1 protein-coding gene is annotated in these 284 nt (G+C 64.8%); it reads left to right on the top strand.

Translation table 11 applies throughout. The annotated features are described in order from the left end of the window. Nucleotides 1-284, top strand: a 284-nt coding sequence (locus ACNEUN_RS06210) for a DUF748 domain-containing protein (protein ID WP_463631555.1), incomplete at both ends; no start/stop codon positions are given.

Below are 284 nucleotides of genomic sequence, written 5' to 3'. Positions count from 1 at the left end.
GGGCAACATCAACTTCTCGGACTTCTTCGTCAAGCCGAACTACACGGCCAACCTGACCGGCATGCACGGATCGATCTCGAAGGTGTCGACCGGCGATCCGACGCCGGCGGACCTGGTGCTCGAGGGCCGGCTCGACGACGATGCCCCCGTGACGATCAGCGGCAAGCTGAACCCGCTCGGCGAGCAGCTCTATCTCGATATCGCGGCCAAGGCGGCGGGCGTCGAGCTGACGCGGCTGACACCGTATGCGACCAAGTACGCCGGCTATCCGATCACCAAGGGCA

It is taken from the genome of Gardnerella sp. C0684A1 (assembly GCF_055326835.1).
The sequence above is the reverse complement of the archived record's forward strand: the minus strand, read 5'-3'. Positions and strand labels throughout refer to the sequence as shown.